Origin of the sequence: Actinoplanes sp. NPDC026623, from assembly GCF_040638275.1 — a bacterium.
GTDB lineage: Bacteria > Actinomycetota > Actinomycetes > Mycobacteriales > Micromonosporaceae > Actinoplanes.
Genome location: NZ_JBEZXZ010000203.1, coordinates 1 through 16173 on the forward strand (window position 1 = coordinate 1; position 16173 = coordinate 16173).

The 16173-nt window shown below is 70.5% G+C and carries 15 protein-coding genes; 14 read left to right on the forward strand and 1 reads right to left on the reverse strand.

The window, feature by feature from the left end; genetic code table 11:
• The 4 genes from AB0F10_RS37195 to AB0F10_RS37210 all read left to right on the forward strand — a co-directional run.
• A partial coding sequence (locus AB0F10_RS37195) for a DUF4173 domain-containing protein (RefSeq protein ID WP_360636423.1) occupies nt 1–1520 on the forward strand: 1520 nt, incomplete at its 5' end.
• Nucleotides 1521–1573: 53 nt separating this feature from the next.
• Nucleotides 1574–1957, forward strand: coding sequence for a DUF485 domain-containing protein (locus AB0F10_RS37200; RefSeq protein ID WP_360636426.1), 384 nt, complete (start codon nt 1574–1576; stop codon nt 1955–1957).
• A complete protein-coding gene (locus AB0F10_RS37205) occupies nt 1954–3594 on the forward strand; it encodes a cation acetate symporter (protein ID WP_360636429.1) in 1641 nt (546 codons plus the stop codon). The genes AB0F10_RS37200 and AB0F10_RS37205 overlap by 4 nt, the downstream gene beginning before the upstream one ends.
• A gap of 97 nt (nt 3595–3691) precedes the next feature.
• A complete protein-coding gene (locus AB0F10_RS37210; RefSeq protein WP_360636432.1) occupies nt 3692–4657 on the forward strand; it encodes a hypothetical protein in 966 nt (321 codons plus the stop codon).
• Between the two features lie 73 nt (nt 4658–4730).
• Here the strand turns inward: AB0F10_RS37210 and trpS are convergent, their stop codons facing one another.
• Complete coding sequence (gene trpS, locus AB0F10_RS37215) at nt 4731–5756, reverse strand: tryptophan--tRNA ligase (RefSeq protein ID WP_360636435.1); 1026 nt, start codon at nt 5754–5756, stop codon at nt 4731–4733.
• A gap of 110 nt (nt 5757–5866) precedes the next feature.
• Here trpS and AB0F10_RS37220 point away from each other — a divergent pair, with 110 nt between their 5' ends.
• The 10 genes from AB0F10_RS37220 (at nt 5867) to AB0F10_RS37265 (ending at nt 16116) form a co-directional block, all read left to right on the forward strand.
• Nucleotides 5867–6460, forward strand: a complete 594-nt coding sequence (locus AB0F10_RS37220; protein WP_360636465.1) for a flavin reductase family protein — start codon at nt 5867–5869, stop codon at nt 6458–6460.
• Nucleotides 6461–6569: 109 nt separating this feature from the next.
• Nucleotides 6570–6974 carry a DUF485 domain-containing protein gene (locus AB0F10_RS37225; protein WP_360636438.1) on the forward strand — a complete coding sequence of 135 codons (405 nt, stop codon included), beginning with the start codon at nt 6570–6572 and terminating at the stop codon, nt 6972–6974.
• Entirely contained in the window at nt 6974–8650 is a 1677-nt protein-coding gene (locus AB0F10_RS37230; protein ID WP_360636441.1) for a cation acetate symporter, read from the forward strand. The genes AB0F10_RS37225 and AB0F10_RS37230 overlap by 1 nt, the downstream gene beginning before the upstream one ends.
• Before the next feature lie 69 nt (nt 8651–8719).
• Entirely contained in the window at nt 8720–9685 is a 966-nt protein-coding gene (locus AB0F10_RS37235) for an NAD-dependent epimerase/dehydratase family protein (protein ID WP_360636444.1), read from the forward strand.
• Nucleotides 9686–9795: 110 nt separating this feature from the next.
• Nucleotides 9796–11088, forward strand: a complete 1293-nt coding sequence (locus AB0F10_RS37240; protein WP_360636447.1) for an LCP family protein — start codon at nt 9796–9798, stop codon at nt 11086–11088.
• A gap of 162 nt (nt 11089–11250) precedes the next feature.
• Nucleotides 11251–12435 carry an LCP family protein gene (locus AB0F10_RS37245; RefSeq protein WP_360636450.1) on the forward strand — a complete coding sequence of 395 codons (1185 nt, stop codon included), beginning with the start codon at nt 11251–11253 and terminating at the stop codon, nt 12433–12435.
• A 16-nt stretch (nt 12436–12451) separates the two neighbouring features.
• Nucleotides 12452–12787, forward strand: coding sequence for a rhodanese-like domain-containing protein (locus tag AB0F10_RS37250; RefSeq protein ID WP_360636453.1), 336 nt, complete (start codon nt 12452–12454; stop codon nt 12785–12787).
• Nucleotides 12784–13581, forward strand: coding sequence for a glycerophosphodiester phosphodiesterase family protein (locus tag AB0F10_RS37255; protein ID WP_360636456.1), 798 nt, complete (start codon nt 12784–12786; stop codon nt 13579–13581). The genes AB0F10_RS37250 and AB0F10_RS37255 overlap by 4 nt, the downstream gene beginning before the upstream one ends.
• 85 nt (nt 13582–13666) lie before the next feature.
• Entirely contained in the window at nt 13667–15121 is a 1455-nt protein-coding gene (locus tag AB0F10_RS37260; RefSeq protein WP_360636459.1) for an ATP-binding protein, read from the forward strand.
• A 110-nt stretch (nt 15122–15231) separates the two neighbouring features.
• A complete protein-coding gene (locus tag AB0F10_RS37265) occupies nt 15232–16116 on the forward strand; it encodes a DUF5926 family protein (RefSeq protein WP_360636462.1) in 885 nt (294 codons plus the stop codon).
• Nucleotides 16117–16173 lie beyond the last annotated feature (57 nt).

Sequence of the window (16173 nt, forward strand, 5' to 3'; positions counted from 1 at the left end):
GTGTCTGGTGTTCTCCGGTGTCCTCTCCGACCCCGGGGCCCGCCCGGCCGGCCTCCACCGCCACCGTCATCGCGCTGCCGCTCGCGGGTCTCGTCGGCGCGCTCAGCATTCCGCTCGACCGGGCCGGCGTCGGCTGGCTGATCACCGTGATCGCGGGCGTCGCCGCCCTGGTCGTGGCCCGTGCGATCCCGCAACGGACGTCGGCCACCGCGCCGAAGCCGCTCGTCGACCGCCGGCCGGCCGGGCTGTCCCGGGCGCGCTTCGGCTGGGCGGCGGCAACGGTCGCGCTGCTGGGGGTCGGCACGTTCCGGTCCGCGGGCTGGCTGTTCCTGCTCTGCGTCTGCACGGCCACGCTGACCGGCGCTCTCGCCGTCGCCGGCGGCCGATCGATACGCGCGATGGGCCTGGCCGCGGTGGCGGCACCGGTCGCGGGCTTCCGCTCCCTGCCGTGGGCCAGACGGGGCATCGTGGCGGTGGGCCGCCGCAGCGGCGGCAACGGCCTGCGGATCACGGCGACGGTCGCGGTCTCGATCGCGCTGCTGGTGGTCTTCGGTTCCCTGTTCGCCTCGGCGGACGCGGCCTTCGCGGACCTGATCGAGAACGCCTTCCCCGCCGTCAGCGCCGTCACGGTCATCCGCTGGATCTTCGTCGCCCTGGTGACCACCTTCATCCTCGGCGGCGCGGCGTACCTGCGGGCGGCCCCGCCCGACCTGTCCGGGCTCGACGGCCCGGGAACGCGCCGGGTGTCCCGCCTGGAGTGGGTGATCCCGCTGACCCTGCTGGTCCTGCTCTTCGCGATGTTCGTCGCGGTCCAGCTTGCGGTCCTCTTCGGTGGCTCGAGGCACGTGCTGGACACCGACGGGCTGACCTACGCGGAGTACGCACGCAGCGGCTTCTGGCAGCTCCTCGTGGTCACAGGCCTCACCCTGCTGGTCCTGGCCGGCGCCGCCCGCTGGGCACCCCGGGAGACCCGCACCGACCGCCTGCTCATCCGCGTCATCCTCGGTGCCCTGGCCGTCCTGACCCTGGTCGTCGTCGCCTCGGCGATCCACCGCATGGACCTGTACGCGGACAGCTACGGCCTGACCCGCCTGCGGGTGCTGGTGACCGTCTGCGAAATGTGGCTGGGCCTGACCTTCGTCCTGGTCCTGATCGCCGGCCTGCGCCTCAAGGCGCTCTGGCTGCCCCGGGCCGTCGTCGCCGCCGGCGTGCTGGCCCTGCTGGGCCTGGCGGCGGTCAACCCGGACGGCCTGATCGCCGACCGCAACGTCTCCCGCTTCGAGCAGACCGGCCACATCGACACGGCCTACCTGTCGACCCTGTCGGCGGACGCCGTTCCGGCCCTGAACCGCCTCACCGGCGACGAACGCGACTGCGCGCTGACCTCCATCGCGACCGACCTGGACACCGACGCCGACGACTGGCGCGGCTGGAACCTCGCCCGCCGGCAGGCCCGGACTCTGCTGGCCGCCGACCGGCCCGGCATCACCCGGCAGTGCCCGGACCGCTACGGATTCTGACGGCCCGACCGCCCGGGCTTGACAAAGGACTGTGGACCGCGAGACTGCCGGGCATGGACGGCGACGGGAAGCTCCCGAGGACCCGGGTGGTCCTCGGGGAGGCCGCGGCCCGCCGTCCACCGGCGGATCCCGCGAAGGCCGACCTCGCGGAGCAGACCCCGGTGGGCGAGGCCCTGGTCAAGGGCCTGGTCCGGGCCCAGTTGGCCCTGGCGCTGCGGCTCTCGCTGGTGGTGGCGGCGGGCCTCGGCGCCCTGCCGCTGCTGTTCGCCGTGGCCCCGGCCGTCGGCAAGACCAAACTCCTCGGCGTCAACCTGCCCTGGGTGCTGCTCGGCGTGCTCTCGTTCCCGTTTCTCGTCGGCGTCGGCTGGGCGTACGTGCGCTGGGCCGAGCGGAACGAACAGGACTTCACCGCCGTGATCAACAGGCCGGAAGCGTGAACCCGTACGTCGTTCCCGGGCTGGTCCTGGTCGTTCTGATCACGGTCGGCATCGGCGCCTACGGGTTGCGGTTCGCCCGGACCACCTCGGATTTCCTGGTCGCCTCCCGGTCGGTCAGTCCCACCTGGAACGCCGCCGCGATCGGCGGCGAGTACCTCTCCGCGGCCTCGTTCCTGGGCGTGGCCGGCCTGATCCTGCGCTACGGCGTCGACGTCCTCTGGTATCCGGTGGGCTTCGCCGCCGGTTACCTGGCCCTGCTGCTCTTCGTCGCCGCACCGCTGCGCCGGTCGGGCGCGTTCACCCTGCCCGACTTCTGCCAGGTGCGGCTCCGGTCGCCGCTGCTGCGCCGGCTCGCGACCATCTTCGTCATCTTCATCGGCTGCCTGTACCTCGTACCGCAGTTGCAGGGTGCCGGCCTGACCTTCGCCACGATCACCGGCGGCCGGTACGAGTGGGGTGCGCTGTTCGTCGGCCTCGTCGTCACCGCCAACGTCGCCCTCGGCGGCATGCGCGCCATCACCTTCGTGCAGGCATTCCAGTACTGGCTCAAGCTGACCGCTCTCGCCGTACCGGTGATCTTCCTGATCCTGCAGTGGCAGGCGGACGGGCGGCCCACGGTGGAGCCGCCGAGCGGTCCGGTCTTCTCCGCCACCACGACCGTGACGTTCTCCGAGGCGGCGACCCTCAATCTGCCGGACGGCTCGCACACCCGGGTCGACGCCGGCGAGGAGCTGACGTTCGCCGCGGGCGAGCCGGTGCCGGACGTGAGCTCCGTCGACGACCGCCGCGGCGCGGACTGGCTGCTGCCGGGCGGCGACGCGACGCTCTTCGCCACCTATTCGCTGATTCTGGCCACGTTTCTCGGCACCATGGGCCTGCCGCACGTGCTGGTCCGCTTCTACACCAATCCCGACGGCGCCTCGGCGCGGCGCACGACCCTCGTCGTGCTCGCGCTGGTCGGCCTCTTCTATTTCCTGCCGACCCTGTACGGCGTCCTCGGCCGCGTCTACACGCCGCAACTGCTGATGACCGGCCGGACCGACGCCGTGGTCCTGCTCCTGCCCGAGGCGGCGCTCGGCGGCGGCCACCTCGGCCAGTTCCTCGGCGCGCTGGTCACGGCGGGCGCACTCGCCGCGTTCCTCTCCACCTCGTCCGGGCTGCTGACCAGCGTCGCCGGGGTGGTCTTCACCGACGTGCTGCACGCCGACCGGGGCGGCGGCTCGGTCCGCGACTTCCGGGTCGCCACGGTGCTGGCCGCGCTCCTGCCGATGGCGTTGTCGATCTACGTGGCGAACATGGACGTGTCGCGGGTCGTCGGGCTCGCCTTCGCCGTCGCCGCGTCGAGTTTCTGCCCGCTGCTGGTGCTCGGCATCTGGTGGCGCGGGCTCACCGACGTCGGCGCGGTCGCCGGGATCCTGGCGGGCGGCGGCGCGGCGATGGGCGCGGTGTTGTTCACCGTCCTGGGGCCGCCGCTCAGCGGCTGGCCCGCGCAGCTGGTCGGGCAGCCCGCGGCCTGGAGCGTGCCGCTGGCGTTCCTGGTCATGGCGGCCGGATCGCTGCTGACCAAGGGCCGGGTTCCCGGCGACATCGGGGCGACCATGCTGCGCCTTCACGCTCCGGAGTCACTACGTCTATAAATATATTTAAGGAAGGTTTTCTGAACCCTCCGCCGCTCGCCTCCCGTAGCTATCGGTGCTGCAACGGGGCAGTTCGACTAGGGCGAGGGAGCGGTTCATGTACCGGAAGAGCAGGACCAGTGGCCGGACTCGGAAGCTGCTGATCGGTGCCGCCGCGGCGGCGCTGGTCGGCGGAGTATTCGCCGTCAGCACGGGTCTGAGCAGCGCCGGCACGGCTCCGAGCGGCCCGCGCGAGAACTGCGCCGGCCTCGACGCCGCGCTGAAGGGCAACCTGGACTTCGTCGCCGGCCAGCGGGCGAACCCGGACGCGCAATCCAAAGCGCGCATCGCCAACCGCCAGGCCGTCATCGACCAGATCAACCAGCGGCGCGCGGTGGCCGGCTGCACCGGCGGCGCCCAGGCCCAGCCCCCCGCCGCCAAGCCGCCGGCGCAGGCACCTGCCAACCCGCCCGCCGCCGGCAACGGCAACGCCGGCAACACCGGCGGCGCCGGCGAAGTGGTCTGCAAGGGCTCGACCGTGACCCTGTCCGGCGAGGGCGGCGCCCCCGCCGCATCGAGCAACACCTTCCCGGTCGGAACGACCCTCAAGGTCACCAACCTGGACAACAACAAGAGCACCACCGTCAAGGTGGCGAGCGCGTCCGGAAGTTGCGTGCTGCTCAACAACGCGGCGTTCGAGCAGGTCCGCGAGGCGGGCAAGTTCCTCATCCGCCGCGCCGTGATCGAACGGGTCGGCGCGGCCGCCAAGCCGCCGGCGCAGGCACCCGCCAACCCGCCCGCCGCCGGCAACGGCAACGGCAACGCCGGTAACACCGGCGAGGTGGTCTGCAAGGGCTCGACCGTGACCCTGTCCGGCGAGGGCGGCGCCCCCGCCGCGTCGAGCGGCACATTCCCGATCGGTACGACCCTGAAGGTCACCAACCTGGACAACAACAAGAGCACCACCGTCAAGGTGGCCTCCACGTCCGGTAGCTGCGTGCTGCTCAACAACGCGGCGTTCGAGCAGGTCCGCGAGGCGGGCAAGTTCCTCATCCGCCGCGCCGTGATCGAACGGGTGGGGTGAACGGGGGTCCACCCGTTCCCGGTGTGACAGTGGCCCGGACCGCCCTCGGGGTGGCCGGGCCACTTGCCGTTGGCTAGTAGCGGGTGCCCATCGCCTCCCGTACCTCCGCGAGGGTCTGATCGGCGATCGCGTTGGCCCGCATGTTGCCGGCCCGCAGCACCTCCCGGACCAGCCCGGGCTCCCGCACGTACGCGGCCCGCCGGTCCCGCATCGGCGCCAGGAACTCGTTCACGGCCTCGGTGACCGTGCGCTTGAGCGCGGCGGCGCCGGCGTCCCCGATCCCCGCGGCGACCTCGTGCGGATCCCGGTCGAGGCAGAGCCCGGCGAGTTGCAGCAGCCCCGAGACGCCCGGCCGCGACACCGGGTCGTAGGTGATGCGCCGGTCCGCGTCGGTCTTCGCCGCCCTGATCAGCCGCGCGGTCTCGTCCGCCGTGGCGCGCAGGGCGATGGCGTTGCCCCGGCTCTTGCTCATCTTCGTGCCGTCGGTGCCGAGCAGCAGCGACGCGGTGCCCAGCAGCGCCTCCGGCAGCTCGAAGACCGGCCCGTACCGCTCGTTGAACCGCCGGGCGACGGTCCGGGTCAGCTCGACGTGCGGCAGCTGATCGCGGCCGACCGGCACGAGGTTGCCCTTGCAGAACAGGATGTCGGCGGCCTGATGCACCGGATAGGTGAACATGAGCCCGCTCACCGAGCCCTGCCGCGAGTGCACGATCTCGTCCTTGACGGTCGGATTGCGCTGCAACTCGGGCACGCTGACCAGGCTGAGGAACGGCAGCATCAGCTGGTTGAGCGCGGGTACGGCGCTGTGCGTGAAGATCGTGGCCCGGTCCGGGTCGAGCCCGGCGGCCAGATAGTCGAGTATCAGGCCGTCGACGGTCTCGCCCAGCCGCTCGGCGACGTCCCGATCGGTCAGGACCTGATAGTCGGCGACGATCACGAACAGGTCGACGCCGCCCTGCTGCAGCCGTACCCGATTGCGCAGCGTGCCGAAGTAGTGCCCGAGATGCAGCGGGCCGGTCGGCCGGTCCCCGGTCAGCACCCGGAAGTCGCCGGGCCGCTCGGCGATGCGGTCCTCGAGGCTCAGGGTCGTTGTCGTCATCTCTGTCTCCTCAGGTGGGTGGACGCCCCGGGAAACAAGAAACGGGCCGTCCGATGGGACGGCCCGCACGCGCGCGGTGGTTGCAGCCGTCTCTAGGACGGCCACCAGCCCTGCAAGCGCGCGGAAATCATGAGTCGAACAATACCCGATCTCCGGGCGGCAGAATGTTTCACGTGAATCCAGTCGAGCCCGGCGCGCACATCCACTCCAGCGATCCGTTCGCCACCCCGGAGCAGGACAGGTCCGCCGCGCGGCGGGTGCGCGGGCGGCTCGCCTCGCCGGTCACGATCTGGACCGCGCCCGGGCCGTCCGGGCTCACCGTCTCCTCGATGCTCGTCGCCGACGGCGACCCCGGACGGGTGCTCGGGCTGGTCGACCAGGAGAGCGACTTCTGGGACGCCGTCTCGGTCGCCGGGCGCTTCGCCGTCACGCCGCTGGGCTTCGGCGATCAGCAACTCGCCGACCGGTTCGCCGGGCTCATGCCATCGCCCGGCGGCCTCTTCGCCCTCGGCGACTGGATCGAGACCGACTTCGGGCCCGTTCCGGTCGGCGCCGGCACCTGGGTCGGCTGCCGGCTGGACGGCGAGCGGCCCTACGGGTGGGGGCTGCTCGTGGAGGCCACGATCGAGTCGATTCATCTCGGCGGATCCCCGCCCGCGCCCTTGATCCATTTTCGCGGCCGGTACCGGGGCCTCGACCGGTAAGCGCAACAGGGCAGCCACTCGGCGCACCCGCCGACCGGCGGTCAGTGACGGCCGCCACTGCTTCGTACGGTGCGGAAAAGACCCGCCCCCACGAAGGTGGTGAGCCACGTTGACAACCGAAACGACCCCGACCGACAAGTATCTCGAGGTCCAGCAGTCGCAGGAGTTCGTCCAACTGCGCCGCAGGCTGCGTAACTTCATCTTCCCCACGACCATCGCGTTCTTCCTCTGGTACGCGCTGTACGTCCTGCTCTCCGCGTACGCCCGGGACTTCATGTCCGTGAAGGTCTTCGGGAACGTCAACATCGCGCTGCTGCTCGGTCTGCTGCAGTTCGTCTCGACGTTCGTGATCGCCTGGTACTACGCCCGCTTCGCGGCGCGCGAGATCGACCCGGTCGCCGACAAGATCCGCGGCGAGATGTCGGCCGGCGCCGCGACCGCCGCGGCACCTGCCGCAGCGGCACCGGCCGCGGCGCCCGAGGAGCCCGAGACGAAGCCGGAGGCGGCGAAGTAATGCAGAGTCACTCGCTTCTGGCGGCCGAGGCAACCACCTCGACGAGCCGCACCCTGACCATCACGCTCTTCCTCGTCTTCGTCGCGATCACGCTGGCGATCACGATCTGGGCGAGCCGCCAGACCAAGACCGCGACCGACTACTACGCCGGCGGCCGGTCGTTCTCCGGCTTCCAGAACGGCATGGCGATCGGCGGCGACTACATGTCGGCCGCGTCGTTCCTCGGCATCGCCGGCCTCATCGCCCTGTACGGCTACGACGGCTTCCTCTACTCGATCGGGTTCCTGGTCGCGTGGCTCGTCGCCCTGCTGCTGGTGGCGGAGTTCCTGCGCAACTCGGGCCGGTACACGATGGCCGACGTCCTCGCGTTCCGGATGCGCCAGCGCCCGGTGCGCACCGCGGCCTCCGTCTCCACCATCGTCGTGTCGATCTTCTACCTGATCGCGCAGATGGTCGGCGCCGGAGCGCTGGTCAGCCTGCTGCTCGGCATCAAGCCCGGCGCCACGTTCCTGGGCATGGACGCCGACACCGCCAAGGTCGCGACGATCATCCTGGTCGGCGCGCTGATGATCGTGTACGTGGTGGTCGGCGGCATGAAGGGCACCACCTACGTGCAGATCGTCAAGGCGTTCATGCTGATGTCGGGCGCCCTGATCATGACCCTGCTGGTGCTGGCGCACTACAAGTTCAACCTGTCGGCCCTGCTCGGCGACGCCGCGGAGCAGTCCGGAAAGGGCGCGGCGTTCCTGGAACCCGGCCTGCGGTACGGCGTCGAGTCGGACGATGCGGCGAAGACGTTCTACAGCAAGATGGACCTGCTCTCGCTCGGCATCGCCCTGGTGCTCGGCACTGCGGGCCTGCCGCACATCCTGACCCGGTTCTACACCGTGCCGACCAGCAGGATCGCCCGCAAGAGCGTGCTCTGGGCGATCGGGATCATCGGCACCTTCTACCTGTTCACCCTGGCGCTGGGCTTCGGCGCGGCGGCCCTGGTGGGCGGCAAGGCGATCACCGCGCAGGACAAGGCCGGCAACACGGCCGCACCGCAGCTGGCCCAGGCGCTCGGCATCGACTATTTCGGCGGCGATACGGGCGGCGCGATCCTGCTGGCGATCATCGCGGCGGTCGCCTTCGCCACGATCCTCGCCGTGGTCGCCGGGCTGACCCTGGCGTCGTCGTCGAGCGTCGCGCACGACTTCTACGCCAGCGTCATCAAACGGGGGCAGGCGTCGGAGCGTGACGAGGTGCGGGTCGCCCGGATCGCGGCGTTCGGCATCGGCGCGGTCGCGATCGTGCTGTCGATCTTCGCGCAGAGCCTGAACGTCGCCTTCCTGGTGGCGCTCGCGTTCGCGGTGGCGGCGTCGGGCAACCTGCCGGCGATCCTGTACAGCCTGTTCTGGAAGGGTTTCAACACCTCCGGGGCGCTGTGGGCGATCTACGGCGGCCTGACCTCCGCCGTGGTGCTGGTCTTCTTCTCGCCTGTCGTGTCCGGTTCGCCGACGGCCATGTTCCCCGACAGCGACTGGCACTGGTTCCCGCTGAACAACCCGGGCATCATCTCCATCCCGTTCGGCTTCCTGTGCGGCTGGATCGGGGCGAAGATCTCCAAGGAGTCCGACCTGAACAAGTACGCGGAGCTCGAGGTCCGCTCGGTGACGGGTTACGGCGCTCACTGAACGGAAGTGGAACGCAGAGGGGCCGATGTGCGAATCGCGCGTCGGCCCCTCTCCTTTAGAGTGACCCTCATGTCAGTGCAGCAGCGGTTCGGCCCAGGTCATCGGATCCTCATCAGCGGCGGCGCCGGTTTCGTGCCGTCACACGTGGTTGATGCCCTCATCGACCGTGGCTGCACCGTCGTCGCGATCGACAATTTCGTCACGGGAGCCAGGGAGAATGTCGCCCATCTGGCGGGCGAACCCCGCTTCACGCTGATCGAGGCCGACGTCACCGAGGAACTGCCCGCGCACCCGGCACTGGCCGAGCGGTTCGACGCGGTCATGCACATGGCCTCGCCGGCCAGCCCCACCGACTTCGCCAAGCTGCCGATCGAGATCCTCAGGGTCGGCTCGCGGGGCACGATGACCATGCTCGACCGGGCGGTCGCGGACGCGGCGCGGTTCCTGATGGCGTCGACCTCCGAGGCGTACGGCGACCCGCTGGTGCACCCGCAGCCGGAGAGCTACTGGGGCAACGTCAACCCGATCGGGGTACGCGCGGTCTACGACGAGTCGAAGCGGTTCTCGGAGGCCGCGACGATGGCGTACCACCGCTTCCACGGGCTCTCGACGGCGATCGTGCGCATCTTCAACACGTACGGCCCGCGGATGCGGCCCGACGACGGGCGGGCCATCCCCACCTTCATCGACCAGGCGCTGCGCGGTGCGCCGATCACCGTGCACGGCACCGGTTCGCAGACCCGTTCGATCACCTACGTCGACGACCTGGTCCGCGGCATCCTGCTGCTGCTCGACTCCGACGAGACCGGCCCGATCAACTGCGGCACCGAGCACGAGCTGACCATGCTCGAGCTGGCCGAGCTGATCGTGCGCCTCTGCGGCAGCGACTCGAAGGTCGACCTGGTCGCCCGGACGGCCGACGACCCGGAGAAGCGCCGCCCCGACCTCACGCTCGCCCGCGGGCTGCTCGGCTACGAGCCTCAGGTGGGTCCGGAGGACGGCCTGCGCCGGACGATCGACTTCTTCAGAGCGTGAGCATTTCGACACGGTAGTGAACGTTTCACGAACAGTAATTGCCTCCTCCCTTCGTGCCGAGCGGATGTTCCTGCACGCTTTGCGTGGTTCGAGGTACGTAATCTGAAGTCATGTCTGCGACCACGTCCCCTTGGGGTAGCCCCGCCGGCCGGGCTTCGGTGCCGGGTTCGATGGGCCTGCCGGGCTCCATGAGCCGGGCCTCCGTGCCCGGACCGGGCCGTGACGGCGCGAGCCGTCCCTCGTCGGGGCGCGCGGGCGTGCCCGGCGCACGTAACGTCCGCGCGGGTGGCCGCGACGGATGGCAGCCGCAGGGCCCCGGAGGACCGGGCGGACCGGGCGGACCGCCGCGCGGCCCCGGTGGCAACCGCCCCGGCCGGCCCTACAAGGGCAAGCGCAAGCCGCGCTGGGGGCGCATCGCCCTGGTGGCCGGCGCGGTGTTGGCCGCCGCGGCCCTGTTCGCGGGCTTCTCGCTGTACGGCTACGCGAACAACCTCGACAAGGACCTCAAGCGCACCGACGCGTTCTCGGACATCACCGGCGGCCGCCCGGTCAAGACGGTGGACGGCGCGATCAACATCCTGCTGGTCGGCAGCGACTCACGCGACCCGGACGCGACCAAGGAAGACACCAACGCCTGGCGCGCGGACACGCTGATCGTGATGCACATCCCGGCCGACCACAAGTCAGCGCAGCTGGTCTCGATCCCGCGTGACCTGTGGGTGCAGATCCCGTCGGGCAACTCGGCCGATTGCAGCAGCGGCAGCCGCGCCAAGATCAATGCGGCGTTCGCCTTCGGTGGACTGCCCCGCGCGGTGCGCACGGTCGAGTGCATGACCGACGTGCACCTCGATCACGTGCTGGCCATCGACTTCGGCGGCTTCAAGGAGGTCACCGACGCGCTCGGCGGCGTGGACCTGAAGGTGGACCAGAGCATCACCTCGATCCACAAGCCGTTCCGCAAGTTCAAGAAGGGCACCATGCACATGAACGGTGCCGAGGCGCTCGACTGGATCCGGCAGCGCAAGCAGTTCGCCCGCGGCGACTTCGCCCGCATGCAGCACCAGCAGGAGTTCCTGAAGGCGCTGATGGACAAGGCGGCCGGCTCGGGCACGCTGAGCAACCCGGCCAAGCTGAACAGCTTCCTCAAGGCGACCACCAACGCCATCACCGCCGACCAGGACTTCTCGCTGACCGACATGGCGCTGCAGTTCCGCAGCCTGCGCGGCGAGAACCTCACCTTCATCACCAGCCCCCACCTGGGCAGCCAGACCATCGCCGGACAAAGCGTCGTGGTCTCCGACCGCGAGAAGGCTTTGGCTTTGTACAAGGCAGTTGCTGCCGACAAGATGGATGAGTGGATGACGTCGAGCAAGGCCGCCGCGACGGGCCAGGCCGGCAGCTGACACTTCGTTTTCGGGCAAACGGCGCGGGTCGACAGTAAACGTCGGCTCGCGTCGTTGGTGAACACCGCGTGTCATCGATCGGAAACCCACAAGGCCTCGCAAGAGATCGAAGTTGAACGTACAGTGATGTCCGCCCTGATGCCCGAGACGCTTGGAGATCTCATGACCGTCCAGACCCCCCGGCGTTCTTCGTCGCTGGATCGGGACGCCGTCAGTGCCCCCAAGCGCACGGCCGGTGCGGGCACGCCCCTCAAGGTCAAGAAGAAACGGGACCCGCTCTGGGCGAAACTCACGGTGGTCCTCGGCGCGCTTCTGATGATGGGCAGCGGCGCCGGCATCGTCGGCACCAAGTGGCTGGTCAGCAACGCCACCAACGCGGTCACCACGGACGACCTGCTCGGCGGCACCAAGAAGACGGCGGCCGAGGGCGGCAGCAGCCTCGAGGGCCCGATCGATCTGCTGCTGATGGGCGTCGACGCGCGCAAGCGCTGGTCGGTCGACGACCTGCACGCCGACACGATCATCATCCTGCACATCCCGGCGAGCCACGACCAGGCCTACCTGGTCTCGATTCCCCGCGACACCGAGGTGGACGTCCCCGCGTTCGCGAAGAGCAAGTACGGCGGCGGCAAGGCGAAGGCCACCGAGGCGTTCTTCCACGGCGCTCAGAACGGCGGCGGCTGGGCCGGCGGCGCGCAGCTCATGGCGCAGACGCTGAAGAACGCGACGGGCATCAGCTTCGACGGCGCGGCGATCATCGACTTCAACGGCTTCAAGGGCGTCATCGACAGCCTCGACGGCGTGAAGATGTGCGTGGACCAGCGGGTCAAGTCGCACCACATGGTCACGGTCGACGGCAAGCCGATGTATCTGGCCGACGCCCGCAAGACCGGCAAGACCCAGACCCCGATCTATCACGAGAAGGGCTGCCGGGACATGGAGGGCTGGGAGGCCCTCGACTACGCCCGCCAGCGCTACGGCCTCACCAACGGTGACTACGACCGCCAGCGCCACCAGCAGCAGCTGATCAAGGCGATGGCGAAGAAGGCCAGCACCAGCGGCGTCCTCACCAACCCGGTGAAGATCAATTCGCTGATCAAGTCCGCCGGCAAGGCGTTCGTGCTGGACACCGGCGACGTGCCGGTCGCCGACTTCATCTTCACCCTCAAGGGTGTCGCCGCGAACGACCTGGTGCTGCTGCGCAGCAACAACGGCACGTTCGCCGGCAACGGCAGCGGCCGCGAGGCCATCACCGAGAAGAGCCGCGAGATGTACCGGGCGGTCAAGCAGGACAAGCTTGCCGATTTCATCATCAGCAACCCGGACGTCGTGGCCAAGGAGAAGTAGCTCTACCCTGGGATACGTGTTCGGACCACAGGTACCCAGTGTGACGCCGCCGCAGGTCGAGGCCTCGGCCTACCTGCTCGATGTGCGCGAGCCCGACGAGTGGGCGGCCGGGCATGCGCCCGACGCTCACCACCTGCCGATGATGGAGATCCCGGCCCGCATCGCCGAGATCCCGAACGAGGCAGAGGTCGTCGTGGTGTGCCGCTCCGGCGGGCGCTCCGGCCAGGTCGTGTCCTACCTCATGGGCAACGGCTGGGACAACGTGCGCAACCTCGACGGCGGCATGCAGGCGTGGGCCGGCGACGGCCGCGAGGTCGTCAGCGAGAACGGTGAGCCGCCCCGCATCCTGTGAGCCCGAGCCGCCCGCTGGTCTTCGCCCACCGGGGTGGGGCGGAGGCACTTCCCGAGCACACTCTCGCCGCGTACGTCCGCGCGCTCGACGAGGGTGCCGACGGCGTGGAGTGCGACGTCCGGCTGACCCGCGACGGGCATCTGGTCTGCGTGCACGACCGTCGGCTCAACCGGACCAGCAACGGCACCGGCCTGGTCAGCGCGAAGACCCTCGCGGAACTCGACGCGCTCGACTACGCCTCGTGGCATCCCGCCGCGGCCACCGAGGACCTGCCGGTCGAGCACACCCGGCTGCTGACCCTGGAGCGGCTGCTCGACGCGCTGCGTGACCGCGGCCTCGGGGTCCGGTTACTCATCGAGACCAAACACCCCTCACGGTACGGCGCCGACGTCGAACGCCGGCTGGTCGAGATGCTGCGCCGGTACGGGCTGGCCGAGCCGGTGCCGGACGATCCCGTTCGGGTGACGGTGATGTCCTTCGCCGCGCTCGCGCTGCGCCGGATCCGTACGCTGGCGCCCGGCATCCCCACGGTCTATCTCCTGGAGATACCCCCGCCGGGAGTCAGGCGGGGACGGCTGCCCTTCGGCGCGAAGATCGCCGGCCCGAGTATCGGCCTGATCCGCGCCAGGCCGAACCTCGTCGAGAGCCTGCGCGCGGCCGGCCACGGTGCCTACGTCTGGACGGTCAACCGGGAGGAGGACGTGAATCTCGTGCTGGCGCAACGGGTCGACGGGATCATCACGGACCGCCCGGGCTTCGTGATCGACCGGCTCGAGAAGCTGCCACCGGTGTGACACGGGCCACTCTTCGCCCGGTTGGGGGCAAGATCCACACCAACCGCTCTGCCCAAAAGGCCGTAAGCGAGGCAGACTCGCAGATATGCCGGATCGACCCGACTACGCCGCGCTGACGCGAGGACAGATCGCGCTGCTCGACCGGATCAACTCCGGCGGGGCCGGTCTGGACGCCCTCAACCAGCTCGTCCGGCTCGCACAGGACGTCCTCGGGGGGCGGGGCGCCGGCTTCGCCGAATACAGCCCCGGACACGGCCGGATCATCGCCGCCAGCGGCTCCTGCGAGAGCGCGCTGGGCCGCCGGGTCAGCCGCGAGGACACCTGGCTCACCCAGGGATCCCGGACGCTGCTCGCGCCCCTCACCGCCCTCGACGACGAGTTCGCCGGCCAGGTCGAGGACGGCGACCGGCACCGGATCCTCGTCACCCGGTGCGAGATCGGCGGCCTGATCGTCGGTTCCCTCTACGTCTCCTACGGCGAGGACGACGACGACCCGGCCCCCGAGCACAACACGGTGCTCGAGTTGCTCGCCGCCAACGTCGGCCACATGTACGGCGACCAGGCCGGCCTGCCGGTGCACGGCGACGGCCCGGTGGTGGCCGCCCTCGCCGACGGGCTGGCGATCATCGACCGCGACGGCATCGTGCAGCTCTGGAACCCGGCGGCCGAGCAGCTGACCGGGCGCAGCGCCGCCGACGTGCTGCAGCGCGAGCTGCACCTGCCGGTCCCGCCGCCGGGACAGGTGCTGGTGCACCGGCTGCCCTCCGGCCGCTGGCTCAAGGTCACCGCCGGCGACCTGCCGCGGACCCCTTCCATGCGGGTGGTGACCTTCCGCGACTCCACCGACCAGGACCGCCGGCACGAGGATCGCGATCTGTTCGTCGCGGTGACCAGCCACGAGCTGCGCACCCCGGTCACGGTGATCAAGGGTTACGCGGACACGCTCACCAACCACTGGGAGTCCCTCGGCGAGGACGGCCGCCAGGAGGCCGTACGCGTCATCGGCGCCCGGGCCGGCGAGCTCGCCCGGCTGGTCGACCGGCTGCTCTCCGCGACCAGCGATGACGGCGAGGTCGGCGGCTCCGCGGCCGGACCGTTCGATCTGGTCGAGGGCCTGCGGGCAGCCGCCGGCAACCTGCCTGCCGACCTGCACCGCCGCCTCGTCCTGGACCGGCTGCCGGGCGAGCTGCCGAAGGCGTTCGGCGACCGCGACTCGCTCGCCACGATCCTCACCGAGCTGGCCACCAACGCGGACCGGTATTCGGCGCCGGACACCGAGGTCGAGCTGAGCGCGGCCGCCGACGACACGACGGTGACCTTCCGGGTCGCGGACCGCGGCATCGGCGTCAAGCCGGAGCACGTCGAGCGGGCCTTCGAGCGCTACTGGCAGGGCGAGTCGGCCGACCGCGGCCGCAACCCGGGTGCCGGGCTCGGCCTCTACCTGGTGCGGCGCATCGTCGAGCGCCAGCAGGGCTGGGTCTCGCTGCGCCCCCGCGAGGGCGGCGGAACGGTCGCCGAGGTCCGCCTCCCCCGCGCCTGAGCCCACGCACAGCGGAAACCCGGGCCAGTCAGCTACCTGAACAACGACTTGGATCGACACGGACCCACGGAGTGCCCGGATCGACCGGTTAGCGCATAGGCTGGTTCGCCGTGAGCAAGCGTCGAAACCCCCGAGCCGCCGCGAACGCGGCACCCAAGCGCCAGAAGGTGCGCGACATCTTCGTCGCCCGACCGTTCGAGGGCCTGGCCGATGAACCCGAATGGATCGCGCTGCGCGAGCTGGTTCCGGCCGCTTCCGCGCCGCTGACCCTCAAGCCCGAGATCCTCGAGGAGTACGGGGATCGTCCCGTCACCCTCTCGACGGTTCTTCCGATGGCCTGGCCCGCGATGACCCGCCAGGACGGCCGGGTCTTCGTCGGCCTGCAGCGGCACGTGCAGTCCGGTGACGTCTCCCGCGACATCGCCGTGGCGATCCTGTGCGCGCTCAAGACCGAGCCGGGCGGGACCGTCGCGGTGCCCGCGCTGCCCGGCGAGGGCCCGCGCCTGCAGGACATCCTGGTCGACGGCCCGCTGGACATCTCGATGCACGACGGTTTCGAGTACTGGCTCGACGCCGAGCAGGCCGAGGACGCGAACGTGAAGGCGTCGCTGGAGCGGGCCAACGCGTCGATCTACCCGACGCTGCGGCTCGGCGTGCCGGCCGCGTACTGGTGCCGGGTGCAGCCGGACAAGTCGCACGTGCGCTGGGTGCTCCCGCAGGAGGAGGACGCGGCCCTGGACGCGCTGGCCCGGCTCTCCGCCAGCGGCGACCTGCTGCTCGGCAAGAACACCAAGTTCGCCGGCATGTTCCGCGCGCACGGCCTGCTCGTCCCGGTCTGGGACGTGCCCGGCGAGCCGGAGGGCGTGGACTTCGAGGCCCCGCTGAGCGACTTCGCCAAGCGCTACACGGACATCCTCGCCGACACCTCTCCGCTGGACTCCGCCGCCCGGCGCGCCAAGCAAGGGCTCGTGGGGCGTCAGCTCACCCTGCGATAGGTACGCCGCGGTCGGGACGCTTCACCGGCGGCGCGCGCGAACCGGGTCCACGCCCGG